At 69.5% G+C, this 12,687-nt stretch carries 12 protein-coding genes; 5 read left to right on the top strand and 7 right to left on the bottom strand.

Annotation, left to right across the window (positions count from 1 at the left end; translation table 11 throughout):
• Window positions 1–15: 15 nt before the first annotated feature.
• Both AB0C16_RS02390 and AB0C16_RS02385 read right to left on the bottom strand, forming a co-directional pair.
• Window positions 16–1,122: a substrate-binding domain-containing protein gene (locus tag AB0C16_RS02390; RefSeq protein ID WP_357678023.1), complete on the bottom strand. Its 1,107-nt coding sequence runs from the start codon at window positions 1,120–1,122 to the stop codon at window positions 16–18.
• Window positions 1,123–1,313: 191 nt separating this feature from the next.
• Entirely contained in the window at window positions 1,314–2,039 is a 726-nt protein-coding gene (locus AB0C16_RS02385; RefSeq protein WP_357678021.1) for a sulfite exporter TauE/SafE family protein, read from the bottom strand.
• A gap of 100 nt (window positions 2,040–2,139) precedes the next feature.
• Here AB0C16_RS02385 and AB0C16_RS02380 point away from each other — a divergent pair, with 100 nt between their 5' ends.
• The 3 genes from AB0C16_RS02380 (at window position 2,140) to AB0C16_RS02370 (ending at window position 3,927) form a co-directional block, all read left to right on the top strand.
• On the top strand, window positions 2,140–2,460 hold the full coding sequence (locus AB0C16_RS02380) for a hypothetical protein (protein WP_357678019.1): 321 nt from the start codon (window positions 2,140–2,142) through the stop codon (window positions 2,458–2,460).
• On the top strand, window positions 2,441–2,773 hold the full coding sequence (locus AB0C16_RS02375; protein ID WP_357678017.1) for a type II toxin-antitoxin system PemK/MazF family toxin: 333 nt from the start codon (window positions 2,441–2,443) through the stop codon (window positions 2,771–2,773). Before AB0C16_RS02380 ends, AB0C16_RS02375 begins: the two co-directional genes overlap by 20 nt.
• A 173-nt stretch (window positions 2,774–2,946) precedes the next feature.
• Window positions 2,947–3,927: a neutral zinc metallopeptidase gene (locus AB0C16_RS02370; RefSeq protein ID WP_357678015.1), complete on the top strand. Its 981-nt coding sequence runs from the start codon at window positions 2,947–2,949 to the stop codon at window positions 3,925–3,927.
• A 284-nt stretch (window positions 3,928–4,211) separates the two neighbouring features.
• On the opposite strand, the gene AB0C16_RS02365 is transcribed toward AB0C16_RS02370, so the two are convergent.
• Together AB0C16_RS02365 and AB0C16_RS02360 are read right to left on the bottom strand one after the other, a co-directional pair.
• The gene (locus AB0C16_RS02365; RefSeq protein ID WP_357678013.1) at window positions 4,212–6,980 is read right to left on the bottom strand and encodes an aconitate hydratase; all 2,769 of its coding nucleotides are present in this window, start codon (window positions 6,978–6,980) and stop codon (window positions 4,212–4,214) included.
• 145 nt (window positions 6,981–7,125) lie between these two features.
• On the bottom strand, window positions 7,126–7,854 hold the full coding sequence (locus tag AB0C16_RS02360; RefSeq protein ID WP_357678011.1) for a metal-dependent hydrolase: 729 nt from the start codon (window positions 7,852–7,854) through the stop codon (window positions 7,126–7,128).
• A gap of 395 nt (window positions 7,855–8,249) precedes the next feature.
• On the opposite strand from AB0C16_RS02360, the gene AB0C16_RS02355 reads away from it, so the two are divergent.
• Together AB0C16_RS02355 and AB0C16_RS02350 are read left to right on the top strand one after the other, a co-directional pair.
• The gene (locus AB0C16_RS02355; protein WP_357678009.1) at window positions 8,250–8,957 is read left to right on the top strand and encodes a PadR family transcriptional regulator; all 708 of its coding nucleotides are present in this window, start codon (window positions 8,250–8,252) and stop codon (window positions 8,955–8,957) included.
• A 55-nt stretch (window positions 8,958–9,012) separates the two neighbouring features.
• On the top strand, window positions 9,013–9,504 hold the full coding sequence (locus AB0C16_RS02350) for a DUF1707 domain-containing protein (protein ID WP_357678007.1): 492 nt from the start codon (window positions 9,013–9,015) through the stop codon (window positions 9,502–9,504).
• A gap of 21 nt (window positions 9,505–9,525) precedes the next feature.
• On the opposite strand, the gene AB0C16_RS02345 is transcribed toward AB0C16_RS02350, so the two are convergent.
• The 3 genes from AB0C16_RS02345 to AB0C16_RS02335 form a co-directional block, all read right to left on the bottom strand.
• Window positions 9,526–10,926 carry a sugar porter family MFS transporter gene (locus AB0C16_RS02345; protein WP_357678005.1) on the bottom strand — a complete coding sequence of 467 codons (1,401 nt, stop codon included), beginning with the start codon at window positions 10,924–10,926 and terminating at the stop codon, window positions 9,526–9,528.
• 80 nt (window positions 10,927–11,006) lie between these two features.
• Complete coding sequence (locus AB0C16_RS02340) at window positions 11,007–11,606, bottom strand: response regulator transcription factor (RefSeq protein ID WP_357678003.1); 600 nt, start codon at window positions 11,604–11,606, stop codon at window positions 11,007–11,009.
• The gene (locus AB0C16_RS02335; RefSeq protein WP_357678001.1) at window positions 11,603–12,682 is read right to left on the bottom strand and encodes a histidine kinase; all 1,080 of its coding nucleotides are present in this window, start codon (window positions 12,680–12,682) and stop codon (window positions 11,603–11,605) included. The genes AB0C16_RS02340 and AB0C16_RS02335 overlap by 4 nt, the downstream gene beginning before the upstream one ends.
• Window positions 12,683–12,687 lie beyond the last annotated feature (5 nt).

Below are 12,687 nucleotides of genomic sequence, written 5' to 3'. Positions count from 1 at the left end.
CCCCGTTCCGCTCTGTTACTGGATTCCAGCTTCGGTGCACTTGGCGGCGAAGTCACCGGTGCACAGTTCCTCCTTGGTGACGTAACCGTCGGCCACCACGTCCTTGACGTTCTCGAACGTGATGGACTGCGGGTCGAGCAGCTCGGCGGGAACGTCCTGGCCGCTCTCCGGGTCCTTGACGCTGCCGCTCGCCGTCGGCTTCTCGCCCTTGGCCAGCGCGACCGCGAGCTTGGCCGCCGCGTCGGCCTCCTTCTTGACGGCCTTGTAGACGGTCATGCACTGGTCACCCGCGAGAATGTTCTGCAGGCCCTGGACGGTGGCGTCCTGGCCGGTGACCGGCACCTTGCCGTTGAGGTTGTTCTTCTTCAGCACGGTGATGGCGGCGTTGCCGAGCCCGTCGTTGGCGGCCAGCACACCGGCGATCTTGGGCTCGCTGGTGAGCATCTGCTCGAAGATCGTGCCCGCCTGGGTGTTGTCCCACTCGGGGACGGCCTGGTCGGGGCCCTTGACGTACTCGCCGGAGTCGAACTTCGGCTTGAGGACGCCGTCGTAACCGGCCTTGAACAGGGTGGCGTTGTTGTCGGTGGGCGAACCGTTGAGGTAGGCGACGATCGGCTTGTCGGCCTTCTTGTCGGCCAGGCACTTGCTCAGGCCCTCACCCTGCAGGGTGCCGACCTTGGTGTTGTCGAAGCTGACGTAGAAGGCCGCTCCGCCGCCCAGGGTCAGCCGGTCGTAGTCGATGGTCGCCACGCCCTGCGACTTGGCCTTGTCGATCACGGTCTTGCCGGTGCCGCTGTCCAGGTTGACGATCATCAGCACGGTGGCGCCGTTGGTCATCATCTGGTCGGCGATGGTCTGGAACGCGGTCTTGTCGTTCTGCGCGTTCTGGATGTCGTAGGCCACCCCTGCGGCCTTGAACGCCTCTTCCAGGTATTTACGGTCCGCCGTCTCCCAGCGGGCCGAGGACTTGCTGTCGGGCAGGATGACGCCGATCTTCCCGGTCTTCTGCGAGCTCTCCGCCGTCGACGTGGCGCCGGTCTGACCGCTGTCGCCCCCGCAGGCGGTGAGACCGAGGGCGAGCGCGGCGGCTGCGGCGGTCAGGCTGAGGATCCCCATGCGCATGGTGCAGGGTCCTTTCTTCCGGAGGCACCCGGATGAATGTTGTTTGCGGCAACGTATTCCGGTATGGCCTGCTTTGGAAGACCTCAACAAGGGGGAGTTTGTTGTTCCTGGTAACAATCCAGAAACGCGGGATCAACGCCACGGACTCACGGCGCGGGCCCGCACCGGCCCTCGCGCCGGCCCCGCGCCGGTCACGCGGCGAGGCTCTGCACGATGAGGACCACCGCCGAGATCGCGGCCACCAGCAGGATGGCGGCCCGCACCTTGCCCCCGTCGAGATACCTGCGCAGCGGCCCGGAGACCAGAAAGCCGAGGATCATCGGCACGATGAGGGTCGCGCCCGTCGTCAGCGCCCGCACCGGAAGGTGATCGACGATGGCCAGGATGATCAGCGACTGCAGGGCGCTGAGGAAGAAGAACATCGCCAGGGTCGCCCTGATCTCCGGCCCCTTGGCGCTCTGGTAGATCAACGCGATGGGCGGACCGCCGATGCCCGTGGCGGTGCCGGTGATCCCGGACAGGAACCCGGCCGCGGTGACCGTCGCCCCGTTGCGCGGCACGCTCAGCGCCCGCGCCGTCAGCCCCACGGCGATGAGCACCATGACCCCCACGAGGACGCCCAAGGTGTAGACGGATATGTAGACCACGATGACCCCGCCGATGACGCTGCCGGGCAGCCGGCCGAGCATCCCGAAGCCCACTCCGCGCCAGTCGACCCGCCGCCACTCCACGGCCAGCGTGAACACCGGCAGGGTCATGTTGACCACCTGGATCGCGCCGGGCATCACCCCCGGATCGAGCAAGGTCAGCACCGGTGCGGCGACCAGCCCCAGCCCGAACCCCACACTGCCCTGCACGACGGCTCCGACGAACACCGCCAGACCGCCAACGATCACCACTAACAGCTCATGACTCATGAAACAGAGTCAATCATCTTTACTCTAAGTTGCCGTTCATGAACACTCTGCGACCATGACGGTATAGGGTCTCCATAGACGCAGACGTAGCCTCTGGAGTATGAGCATGAAACCGAAAGCAACGACGATACGCGTCAGCGTCGCAACAAGAGATCGCATCGCCCGCATCGCCCGTCAGGAGGGCCGGACCATGACCGAGGTGCTCAACGAAGCCATCCACGACTACGAACGCAAGCGGTTCTGGGAGGAGCTCAACGAGCAGATCGAGCGGACCCAACGAGAGGATCCCGAGTCCTGGGCCGCCTACACCGCCGAACGCGAGCTCTCCATGGGCCCACCATCCCGTTCTCGCCGGATAGCACCCGAGTGGGAGGGGCTGATCACGTTCCCCGAGGAAAACGATGAAAATAACGCAAGGTGAGATCTGGTTCGCCGATTTCGGCGAACCGGCCGGCCGTGAGCAGGGCTTTCCCCGCCCCGCCCTGATCCTCAGCAACGACAACCTCAATCGCTCGAGGCTGGGGCTCGTTCTCGCGGTTCCGTTGACGACCCGAGAACACGGCTATCTCACGCACGTCAGGATCCCCTCTGACGGGACGGGCTTGGCCAAGACGAGCTGGGCGATGGTGGAGCAGCTCCGAGCCATCTCCCCGGAGCGGTTCGACTTCTACATCGGCCAGGCTCCGGATGACGTCATCAAAGACGCGATCATCGTGCTCAACCGGATGATGTGAGGTGTGGCCGCCCGGCGAAGCGGAATTTCGCCGGGCGGTCGTTCACATCGTGCCAGAGTCCGTCGCGTCCTACTGCTCTAAGCTCCTTGACCGTGCTCTTCCGCTCCCCGGCCAGGCCCGTTCCGGCTGCCGCGACCCCCGCCAGGTCCTTCCGTCGCGGGCTCCGTCACCGCATGGCGGTCCCGGCGCGGGTGCTCGCCCTGGGCGCCGCCTGCCTCGTGGCCCTGCCGCCCGGCGCCGCCGGGACGGCGCTCCGGCCTGCGGCCACGACGCCGCCCCACGCCTCCCCCCTCGCGCCGATCGGGCCACCCCGCTCCGTCGCACACTCCGGCCAAGACGACGTGGTCGCACTCACCGCCCCGCCCGGCGCGCTCGTGCCTCCTGGCCGGCCCGGCGCGCCTACCGACCGGCCCAGCACGGTCGCACGCGCCGGCCGACCGGGCCCTAACGCTCTCGCCGGGCGGGCGGGACCGGCCGCGCCCGCCCGGCTGGCTCGGAGCGGAAGGCTGGCGGCCCGGTCGTGTGCCGAGCCGCCGCTCGTGTGGGGGAACGTGCCGAGGACCCGCGAGTACCTCGAGGCGATCACGAAGTGTCTGGAAAAATCATGGTCCGCGCACTTCGCCAGGGCCGGGCTGGCGTTCGAGAAGCCCGTCGTGCGGTTCTACGAGGAGCCGGAGCAGCGGGTGTGCGGGGTCCGGTGGCCCTCCAGCGCCTCGGCCTTCTACTGCACCGAGCGCGGCACCCTGGTCTTCCTGCTCACCGGCGACTGGATCGAGGACCGTACGGACCTCTACCCGCTCAAGGTGGCCGCCCACGAGTACGGTCACCACGTGCAGAGCCTGACCGGGATCAGGCGCCACTACGAGGCCCGGATCCGCGCGGACCACGCGCACCACGCCGAGCTGGGCCGCCGCTACGAGCTCCAGGCCGACTGCCTGTCGGGGGTGTTCATCGGCAGCGTCTGGGGATCGCTGTCGCGGAGCGGAGACGACTGGGCCGCCGTGGTGGAGACGACCCGGGCGACCGGCGACGACGACGAGCGCCGCAGCCATGGCAAGGGGGCCAACCGGGCCTACTGGCTCAAACGCGGCTTCACCGCGGTCTCCCCCGCCGCCTGCGACACCTGGAAGGCGGCACCCTCCCGAGTCTCCTGACGCCCCTGACACCTGACGGACGGGGTCACCTCACAGACCGGACCGGCGTGACACACCGGACACCTGAGGGACCGGGCAACCAGGCGGGGCCGGGCGACCTGTACCGGATGCCCGGAAGCCGCCTCGCGCAAGGGTGCAGCGACGGGCGGCTTCCGGTGGTTCGGGTGGTTCCCCCGAGATGGGCGCGTGAGGATCGCGCCCTCCCGCACCGCCGGTGAGGCGGGCGGGCCCCCGCACCTACCGACCGGCTGATGGCCGGGCGGTGGGAGCGGGAAGTGTTCGGCCTACTTGGCGAGCAGCGAGCGCAGGACGTACTGCATGATGCCGCCGTGCCGGTAGTAGTCGGCCTCGCCGGGCGTGTCGATGCGCACCACCGCGTCGAACTCGACGTCGCCCGCCCTGACGTGCACCGTCCGCGGGATGCCGCCCTTGTTGAGCTCCTCGACTCCGGTGAAGTCGAACGTCTCCTCACCGGTCAGCCCGAGCGACTCGGCCGTGACGCCCTCGGGGTACTGCAGCGGCAGCACGCCCATGCCGATCAGGTTGGAGCGGTGGATGCGCTCGTAGGACTCGGCGATGACGGCGCGGACGCCGAGCAGCGCGGTGCCCTTGGCCGCCCAGTCACGCGACGAGCCCGAGCCGTACTCCTTGCCCGCCAGCACGACCAGCGGCGTGCCCGCCGAGGCGTAGTTGACCGAGGCGTCGTAGATGAACGACACCGGGCCGTCGGGCTGGGTGAAGTCGCGGGTGTAGCCGCCCTCGGTGCCCGGCGCGATCTGGTTGCGCAGGCGAATGTTGGCGAACGTGCCCCGGATCATCACCTCATGGTTGCCGCGCCGCGAGCCGTAGGAGTTGAAGTCGCGGACCTCGACCCCGTGCTCCTGGAGGTACTGGGCGGCGGGAGTGCCGACCTTGATCGAGCCGGCCGGCGAGATGTGGTCGGTGGTGACCGAGTCGCCCACCTTGACCAGCACCCGCGCGCCGGAGATGTCGGACACCGGCTCGGGGGACGACGGCATGCCCTCGAAGTAGGGGGCCTTGCGGACGTAGGTCGAGTCGGGGTCCCACTCGAAGGTGTCGCCGGTCGGGATCGGCAGCGACCGCCAGTGGTCGTCGCCCTTGAACACGTCGGCGTAGTCACGCTCGAACATGTCGCGCCCGATCGAGGAGTTGACCACGGCCGAGATCTCCTCGGGCGCCGGCCAGATGTCGCGCAGGAACACCGGCTCACCGTCGGCGCCGACGCCGAGCGGCTCGGTGTCGAGGTCGAGGTCCATGGTGCCGGCCAGCGCGTAGGCCACCACGAGCGGCGGGGAGGCCAGGTAGTTCATCTTGACGTCGGGGTTGATGCGGCCCTCGAAGTTGCGGTTGCCGGACAGCACGGCGGTGACCGCGAGGTCGTGGGCCTGGATCGCCTCGGAGATCTCCGGGATCAGCGGCCCGGAGTTGCCGATGCAGGTGGTGCAGCCGTAGCCGACGAGGTTGAAGCCGATCTTGTCGAGGTAGGGCTGGAGCCCCGAGCGCTCGAAGTAGCCGGTGACGACCTGCGAGCCGGGCGCCAGCGAGGTCTTGACCCACGGCTTGCGGGTCAGGCCCTTCTCCACGGCGTTGCGGGCCAGCAGGGCGGCGCCGAGCATGACGTACGGGTTGGAGGTGTTGGTGCACGAGGTGATCGCGGCGATGGAGACGATGCCGTGGTCGATCTCGAACGAGGTGCCGTCGGCCAGGGTGACCGGCACCTTCTTGTGCGGGCGCGCGCCGTTGAGGTGGGCGGGGTGCGGCTGGTCGCCGTTGCCGCCGTGGCTGATCGCCGGGGAGTCGGACGCCGGGAAGGACTCGGCGGACGCCTCGTCGGTCGGGCCGAGGACGGTCGGGGCGTAGTCCTTGACGGCCGCGCGCCAGGCCGGCTTGGCGTCGGAGAGCGCGATGCGGTCCTGCGGGCGCTTGGGACCGGCGATCGAGGGGACGACGGTGCCGAGGTCGAGCTCGATGTATTCGGAGAACACCGGCTCGGGCGCCGACGGGTCGAGCCAGAGGCCCTGGGCCTTGGCGTAGGCCTCGACGAGCGCGATCTGCTCCTCGGAGCGGCCGGTCAGGCGCAGGTAGTCGATGGTCTGGCCGTCGATCGGGAAGATGGCGCAGGTGGAGCCGAACTCGGGGCTCATGTTGCCGATCGTGGCCCGGTCGGCCAGCGGCACGGAGGAGACGCCCTCGCCGTAGAACTCGACGAACTTGCCGACCACGCCGTGCTTGCGCAGGATCTCGGTGATCGTCAGCACCAGGTCGGTGGCGGTGGCCCCGGCGGGCAGCTTGCCGTTGAGCTTGAAGCCGACCACGCGCGGGATCAGCATGGAGATCGGCTGGCCGAGCATCGCGGCCTCGGCCTCGATGCCGCCGACGCCCCAGCCGAGGACGCCGATGCCGTTCTCCATCGTGGTGTGGGAGTCGGTGCCGACGCAGGTGTCGGGATAGGCCTTGCCGTCGCGGGTCATCACCACGCGGGCCAGGTGCTCGATGTTGACCTGGTGGACGATGCCGGTGCCGGGCGGCACGACCTTGAACTCGTCGAAGGCCGTCTGGCCCCAGCGCAGGAACTGGTAGCGCTCGCGGTTGCGTTCGTACTCGCGCTCGACGTTGCGCTGGAAGGCGTCGGGGTGACCGAAGTAGTCGACGATGACCGAGTGGTCGATGACCATCTCGGCGGGGGCCAGCGGGTTGATGCGGGCCGGGTCGCCGCCCAGGTCGCGGACGGCCTCGCGCATGGTGGCCAGGTCGACGACGCAGGGGACGCCGGTGAAGTCCTGCATGATGACGCGGGCCGGGGTGAACTGGATCTCCACGCTCGGCGCGGCCTCGGGGTCCCAGCCGCCCACGGCGCGGATGTGGTCGGCGGTGATGTTGGCGCCGTCCTCGGTGCGGAGGAGGTTTTCCAGCAGGATCTTCAGGCTGTACGGGAGGCGGGCAGCGCCCTCGACGGCGTTCAGCCGGAAAATCTCATATGACGCGTCGCCGACGCGCAGCGTGTCACGGCTGCCGAAGCTGTTCGCGGACACGGTGATTCGCCCTCCTCCATAGACGGTTGCTCACTTGAATCCTGCCGCACGGCGGAATCGTTCAGCACGTTAGGTGAGCCTAATCCCACAGGCCGCGGCGGATGTCTCGATATCAAGATATCCCGAAAAGTATCTCGACATCAACTTAAACCGGTCCGAGACGGACGAACAGCAGGCCGACGATGGCGACGGACAACAGCGGAGCCAGGATCTTCTGCTCGAACTTCTTGCCCGTCTTGATGCCGATCTTCCACGGCAGCACGAACCTCGCCGACAGCGGCCAGAGCACCGGGCAGCCACGTTCGGTCAGGCAGTCGCCCACGACGTGGATCAGGCAGCCGATCCCCACCGCCAGGCCCAGCCAGGCGTAGCCCACCCCCTGCGAGAAGAACACCGCGTAGAGCCCGGCCGTGAGCCCGATGTTGACCAGTGCCGACCCCATCTTGTTGCCGGGGATGCCGACGCCGATCGCGCGCAGCGCCAGCCCGATGAGCAGCACGACCATGATGTCGCGGCCGAGAGGATAGGTGCTCGCCAGCCAGTGGGCGCCGAACCCCGTCGCGACCGCGAAGACCAGCGAGTGGGTGGCGCCCCGGTGCCCGCCGCTCAGCCAGTTGACCGCCTTGCTCAGCAGCCAGGTGACGGGGCCGAACGTCTGCGCGATCGTCGCGCTGGGATGGTCGAGGTCGGGCAGCATCGCCGCGCCCGCGCAGATGATCGCCCCGGCGATGAACTCGGAGGGGGTTAACGCCTCCGCCATGATGCCGGTCTCGATGAACCGGCTCGACTCCATCACGATCGGCAGCGCCGCCAGCCCCGGCGCGAGCCCCAGCCAGGCGATGGCTCCCGTCATCGCGTGCGTGTGCCCCATCATGATCCGGACTGTACGGCAAAGCCCTCGGCCACGCGCCGAGCCCCGCTTCCCGCGCCTTGACGATCGCCTGGGCCCGGTCGGCGACGCGCATCTCCAGGATCTTTGGAACCGTTCAGAGCCGTCCAGAGCCGCACGGAAAGCGTCTGGCCATGTCCGGAAAACGTCCGGAAAACGTCCCGGAAACGCAGACGAGGTCGTCTCCGCGGCGACAGCACCCCCCAGCCCTGCCGACGCGAAACGACCTCGTCTGATCTAAACAACGAGCCTGTCCCGGATCCTGTTCCCCAATTCTGCAACTTTTTCGTGATGTGTCTCACTTTGTCCAAGGCGTTGCGAACGACATGTTGGCGATATATCTTTGAAGCATCGAGAACAGTCAGAAAAGAGGAAAAATCATGACTTCTGCACAGGCAGCGGGCGGGCCTTGGCCCGAAGCCCACGAGTTCAAGCGCGCCGCGCGCGAAGCCATCAGGGCGGTGGCCGGCGCGTGGGAGCAGGCGGGGCACCGCCACCATCATCACCACCAGGGGCCGCGCGAGGAGAGACATCGCGGCAGGCGCCCGTTCCCGCCCGAGTTCGGCCGCGGGCCGTGGGGCCCCGGCGGGCCGTGGGGGCACCGGGGCGGCTGGGGCGGCCGTGGCCGCAAGGCCAAGCGGGGCGACGTGCGCGCCGCGATCCTGGCGCTGCTCGCCGAGGAGCCGCGCAACGGCTACCAGATCATCCAGGAGATCGCCGAACGCAGCGAGGGCGGCTGGAAGCCCAGCCCGGGCGCCGTCTACCCGGCGTTGCAGCAGCTCACCGACGAGGGCCTGGTCGTCGCCCAGGAGCACGAGGGCCGCAAGACCTTCCGCCTCACGGACGAGGGCCGCGCCTACATCGACGCGCATCCCGACGAGGTGCGGGCGCCGTGGGACGAGATGCGCCCCGACATCGACGAGAACACCGCGGACATGTGGGACCTCACCCGCCAGTCGGCGTTCGCGCTGATGCAGGTTCTGCAGACCGGAACCGACGCACAGATCCGCGAAGCGCGTAAGACTCTGGTTGAGACCCGGCGCAAGCTCTACCAGATCCTGGCCGACGGCGACCCGGGCGAGGAGTGACCGCATGACCGGCGCCACACCGGGAAGCCGGCTCGGAGAGAAGGAGCCACCTGTCATGGATCCCGACGATCTCCGCATCGGCGACGCCGAACGCGAGCACACCATGGCCGCCCTGCGCGAGCACTTCGCGCAGGGCCGCCTCGACCACGAGGAGCTCGACCAGCGCCTCGACCAGGCCCTGGCCGCCCGCACGGCCGGCGACCTGGCCCGGGTGACGGCCGACCTGCCCGGCTCCCGCCCGCGGCCCCACCGCGACCCCGCCATCCCGGGGCCGGACGACTGGCACGCGGCCATGAAGGCGCAGCGGGCGCAGCTGCGGTCCATGCGGCAGGCCCACAGGGACATGCGGCGTGAGTGGCACCAGCGGCCCCACCGGCCCCACCGCCACCATCACCGCGGGCCGGGGCCTTTCCTGCCGATCCTGTTCGTGGTCGCGATCGTGGGGCTGGTGTTCGGCGGCTGGGGCCTGCTCAAGGTGGTGCTCTTCGTCTGGATCGGGGCCATGATCTTCAGCGCGATCCGCCGGCACGTCCACCGCCGCTCCTGACCCCGCCGCGTCGACCTGCCGTCAGCCCATCTCCTCCAGCCTGCGGCCCTTCGTCTCCTTGACCTTCGTCGCGACGAACACGAAGGACAGCACGGCGAAGAAGGCGTACATGGCGTAGGTGAACGGCAGGTTCCACTGCGACAGCGCCGGGAACGACACGGTGATCGCCCAGTTGGCGAGCCACTGGGCGGCGGCGGCCACGCCGAGCGCGGCGGCGCGGATCCGGTTGGGGAACATCTCGCCCAGCAGCACCCAGACCACCACGCCCCAGGACAGGGCGAAGAACAGCACGAACACGTTCGCGGCCACGAGCGCGATCGCGCCCTCCGGCTGGGGCAGGGTGACCGTGCCGCCGATCTTCCGGGCGGTGCTGAACGCCCAGGCCGCGGTGCCCAGCGAGAGCGCCATGCCGGTCGAGCCGATGAGCAGCAGCGGCCTGCGCCCGATCTTGTCGACCAGCGAGATCGCGATGAACGTGCCGACGATGTTGATGACCGAGCTGGAGAAGCTGATCAGCAGCGAGGCGCTCTGCGTGATGCCCACCGACTGCCAGAGGACGGACGAGTAGTAGAAGATCACGTTGATGCCGACGAACTGCTGGAACACCGACAGGGTGATGCCGATCCACACGATCGACCGCAGGCCCAGCGTCGGGCCGCGCAGGTCCCTCATCGTCGGCCGGCGCTCGGTCTTGAGCACGTGCCGGATCTCGGCGACGCGGGTGTCCAGGTCCACACCGGCGCCCTCGACCTCGGCCAGCACCTTGCGCGCCTGCCTGGGCCGGCCCGCCATGATCAGGTATCGGGGCGACTCGGGAATCGTCGAGGCGAACAGCAGGTAGAGCAGGGCCGGCACCACGCACGCGCCCAGCATCCACTGCCAGGCCTGCAGTCCCCACAGATGGTTGTTCACGTTCCCGCCGGCCAGCCGCGCGATCGCGTAGTTGACCAGTTGCGAGACGGCGATGCCGAGCACGATCGCCAGTTGCTGGAACGAGCCGAGCCGCCCGCGGTAGGCGGGCGGCGAGACCTCGGCGATGTAGGTGGGCCCGAGCACCGAGGCCATGCCGATCGCCACGCCGGCGACGAAACGCCAGAAACCGAGGTCCCAGATGGCGAACGGCAGCATCTGCCCGATGGAGCTGACGGCGAACACCACCGCCGCCACCTGCATCGTCCTGGTGCGCCCCCACCGGTCGGCCAGCCCGCCGCCCGCCCAGGCGCCGGCGGCGGAGCCGAGCAGCGCGATGGCGACCACGATCCCGATCTCAACGGCCCCCACCGCGAAGTACTTCTGGATGCCGACGACGGCGCCGTTGATCACCGCGCTGTCATAGCCGAACAGGAACCCGCCGATCGCCGCAGCCGCCGTGATGAAGACCACGTGCCCGAGGTGCTCTTGATCGGCGCGCTGAGTTGCCATGCCGGCCCCCCTTCAGACGGGGGACGTACCCGCAGGTCAGAGAGGTACGGCCGGACTTACGCAAACTTGGCGCAACCGGGTCAAAGCCAGCCCATGCGTTGGGCGGTCCGGATGGCCTCCAGCCGGTTCTGGGCGCCCAGCTTGGTCATCGCGCTGGACAGGTAGTTGCGCACGGTGCCCTCCGTCAGGTGCAGCTCCGCCGCGATCCTGGCGATCGTGGCCCCGTCGCCGGCCAGCCGCAGGGCGTCGCGCTCCCGCTCGGTGAGCGGGCTGTCGCCGGCCGCCATGGCCGCGGCGGCCAGCTCCGCGTCGAGGTAGCGGCCGCCCGCCTGGACCTTGCGGATCGCCATGGCCAGCTCCTCGGCCGAGGCGTCCTTGCCGAGGAACCCGCTCACGCCCGCGGCCATCGCCCGGCGCAGGTAACCGGGGCGGCCGAGACTGGTCAGGATCACGATCTTGCACTGGGAGCTGATCTGCTCGGCCGCGCTCAGCCCGTCCATGCCGGGCATCTCGATGTCGAGGACCGCCACGTCGGGGCGGTGCTCGAGCACCGCGGCCAGCACCTCGTCGCCCCGGCCCACCTGGGCCACCACGTCGATGCCGTCCTCCAGGTTGAGGAGGGCGGCGAGGGCGCCGCGGATCAGGTGCTCGTCGTCGGCCAGCAGCACGCGCGTCGTCATGCCGGCACCGCCGCTCTGAGCAGGTAGGCGCCCTCCGGGGTGGGCGCGGCGGAGAGTGTGCCGCCCGCGGCGCGGACCCGCCGGGCCAGGCCGTCGAGCCCGTTGGGCGCGTGGTCGCCCACCGGGCCGGTCACCCCGTCGTTGGACATCTCCAGCACCCCATCCTTGATCGTTATCGTGCAGTGCCCGGCCTCGCTGTGCTTGAGCACGTTGGTCGCCCCCTCGCGCACGACGGTGGCCAGCAGCGTGCGGGTCCCGGCGCTCAGCGCGGCCGTGTCGGCACGCACGGTGCAGCGCACGTCCGCCGCCTCCAGAACCGCACGCACGCTGGACAGGACCTCGTCGAGATCCAGCGCCCGATAGCTCTGCACGACGGCGCGCACCTCGCGCAGCGCCTGCCTGGTCAGGTCACGGACCTCGAACATCTCGCGCTCGGCGGCCGAGGGATCGGCCTTCAGCGCCTCCCGCGCGCCCGCGGTCCTGGCGGAGATGTCCGTGAGGCTCTGCCCGAGCAGGTCGTTGAGGTCGCGGGCGAACCGCAGCCGCTCCTCCGACACGGCCAGCCTGGCCTTGGCCTCCTGACCGTCGTGCGCCTCCTTGGCCACCCGCCACAGCCACAGGTTGGCCAGGACGCCGCCCACGGTGAGCGCCGTCAGCAGGACCTGGAGCCCGAAGAGCTCCCACGACCAGCCGCTGAACAGCGCGACGTGACCGTTGACCGCCAGGATCGACGCGATCGAGGCGAGGACGGCGGTGCGCCTGCGCACGAACGGCGCCAGCATCCCCATCCACAGCGAGACCGCCCAGATGACCGGGATCACGGCGAGCACCAGCGTGATCGCACCGGAGACGGCCAGCAGGACCGTGGGACGCGGGCCGCCCCTGACCGCGATCCGGAACGGCCGGGTGGACAGCACGATGAGGGCGGCCAGCAGCAGGGCCGCGCCGCCGGCCGCCCACCCGGGGATCCCCAGGCCCCACCGGACGTACAGCTCGGCGAAGCCGAGCAGGGCCAGCAGGTGGATGAAGTCGGTGGAGTAGACGATGAGCCACCGGATCTTGTCCAGTTTGGTCACGCGCC

This window comes from Nonomuraea sp. NPDC048916, assembly GCF_040649575.1.
Lineage (GTDB): Bacteria > Actinomycetota > Actinomycetes > Streptosporangiales > Streptosporangiaceae > Nonomuraea.
The sequence above is the reverse complement of the archived record's forward strand: the minus strand, read 5'-3'. Positions and strand labels throughout refer to the sequence as shown.